This is a genomic window from Paraburkholderia sp. LEh10 (genome assembly GCF_017814945.1).
In the GTDB taxonomy this organism is placed as follows: Bacteria; Pseudomonadota; Gammaproteobacteria; order Burkholderiales; family Burkholderiaceae; genus Paraburkholderia.
On record NZ_JAGIPX010000159.1, the window covers coordinates 1 to 2,298 of the forward strand.

Sequence of the window (2,298 nt, forward strand, 5' to 3'; positions counted from 1 at the left end):
GCGAATGTTCTTTAAAAATCAACAGCCGATAAGTGTGGGTGCTCGATGGCGAGCGCGCGGCGGTTTTCGGACCGCCGGAGAAGCGAAAGTAATCGAGTCTCACACGAAAGAAATTGAGGAAGGTTTGACTGGGTTGAGAAATCCAGGTGAACCATTCGTCAGTGATTTTGAGTGAGCGACCGGTTTCGCAAGAGACCGAAAACAGTAACAGGTTTGAACTGAAGAGTTTGATCCTGGCTCAGATTGAACGCTGGCGGCATGCCTTACACATGCAAGTCGGACGGCAGCGCGGGCTTCGGCCTGGCGGCGAGTGGCGAACGGGTGAGTAAGACATCGGAACGTGTCCTGGAGTGGGGGATAGCCCGGCGAAAGCCGGATTAATACCGCATACGATCTGAGGATGAAAGCGGGGGACCGAAAGGCCTCGCGCTCAAGGGGCGGCCGATGGCAGATTAGCTAGTTGGTGGGGTAAAGGCCTACCAAGGCGACGATCTGTAGCTGGTCTGAGAGGACGACCAGCCACACTGGGACTGAGACACGGCCCAGACTCCTACGGGAGGCAGCAGTGGGGAATTTTGGACAATGGGGGCAACCCTGATCCAGCAATGCCGCGTGTGTGAAGAAGGCCTTCGGGTTGTAAAGCACTTTTGTCCGGAAAGAAAACTTCGGGGCTAATACCCCTGGAGGATGACGGTACCGGAAGAATAAGCACCGGCTAACTACGTGCCAGCAGCCGCGGTAATACGTAGGGTGCGAGCGTTAATCGGAATTACTGGGCGTAAAGCGTGCGCAGGCGGTTCGCTAAGACCGATGTGAAATCCCCGGGCTTAACCTGGGAACTGCATTGGTGACTGGCGGGCTAGAGTATGGCAGAGGGGGGTAGAATTCCACGTGTAGCAGTGAAATGCGTAGAGATGTGGAGGAATACCGATGGCGAAGGCAGCCCCCTGGGCCAATACTGACGCTCATGCACGAAAGCGTGGGGAGCAAACAGGATTAGATACCCTGGTAGTCCACGCCCTAAACGATGTCAACTGGTTGTCGGGCCTTCATTGGCTTGGTAACGTAGCTAACGCGTGAAGTTGACCGCCTGGGGAGTACGGTCGCAAGATTAAAACTCAAAGGAATTGACGGGGACCCGCACAAGCGGTGGATGATGTGGATTAATTCGATGCAACGCGAAAAACCTTACCTACCCTTGACATGTACGGAATCCTGCCGAGAGGTGGGAGTGCCCGAAAGGGAGCCGTAACACAGGTGCTGCATGGCTGTCGTCAGCTCGTGTCGTGAGATGTTGGGTTAAGTCCCGCAACGAGCGCAACCCTTGTCCCTAGTTGCTACGCAAGAGCACTCTAGGGAGACTGCCGGTGACAAACCGGAGGAAGGTGGGGATGACGTCAAGTCCTCATGGCCCTTATGGGTAGGGCTTCACACGTCATACAATGGTCGGAACAGAGGGTTGCCAAGCCGCGAGGTGGAGCCAATCCCAGAAAACCGATCGTAGTCCGGATCGCAGTCTGCAACTCGACTGCGTGAAGCTGGAATCGCTAGTAATCGCGGATCAGCATGCCGCGGTGAATACGTTCCCGGGTCTTGTACACACCGCCCGTCACACCATGGGAGTGGGTTTTACCAGAAGTGGCTAGTCTAACCGCAAGGAGGACGGTCACCACGGTAGGATTCATGACTGGGGTGAAGTCGTAACAAGGTAGCCGTATCGGAAGGTGCGGCTGGATCACCTCCTTTCCAGAGCTTAAGCGTCTCAAGGTTGAGCGCTCACACTTGTCGGCTGTTGTGATGAAGACAGGCTTTGAGGGGTCTGTAGCTCAGTCGGTTAGAGCACCGTCTTGATAAGGCGGGGGTCGTTGGTTCGAATCCAACCAGACCCACCACGTTGTCTGCGGTGTGATGGGTGAGCATCCCTTGGGCGAAACGGACTGCGGGGGATTAGCTCAGCTGGGAGAGCACCTGCTTTGCAAGCAGGGGGTCGTCGGTTCGATCCCGTCATCCTCCACCAATTCCCAATGCCTAGTGTTCGGTGTGCAGCGCGCTGCACCGAGCGTTACGCATTGGCAATTGAGCCAGTCAGCGAATGATTTAAAGCATAGCGCTTTATATCGGCTGTCGTTCTTTAACAATCAGGAAGAAGTAGTAAAGAGATTTATCTGAAAGCACTTAGAGATGGGTGTGAGTAGGTGAATCAGGGTTGTGATTGTATCGAATGTATTTTTGAGTTCATCGAAAGACGAACCTGGAATACGGCACAACGCGAAAACTCAGCCTGTAGCGGATGTTATC

The 2,298-nt window shown here is 54.6% G+C and carries 2 tRNA genes and 2 rRNA genes (1 of these 4 only partly in view); all 4 read left to right on the forward strand.

Annotation, left to right across the window (positions count from 1 at the left end):
- Positions 1-215 precede the first annotated feature (215 nt).
- Positions 216-1,746: ribosomal RNA gene (locus tag J8I87_RS43320) — 16S ribosomal RNA — on the forward strand.
- A 69-nt stretch (positions 1,747-1,815) separates the two neighbouring features.
- Positions 1,816-1,892 (forward strand) — tRNA-Ile (locus J8I87_RS43325).
- Between the two features lie 49 nt (positions 1,893-1,941).
- A tRNA-Ala gene (locus J8I87_RS43330) sits at positions 1,942-2,017 on the forward strand.
- A gap of 57 nt (positions 2,018-2,074) precedes the next feature.
- Positions 2,075-2,298 (forward strand): 23S ribosomal RNA (locus J8I87_RS43335); it runs 2,436 nt beyond the window's last position.
- The 16S and 23S rRNA genes sit together here with 2 tRNA genes alongside, the layout of an rRNA operon.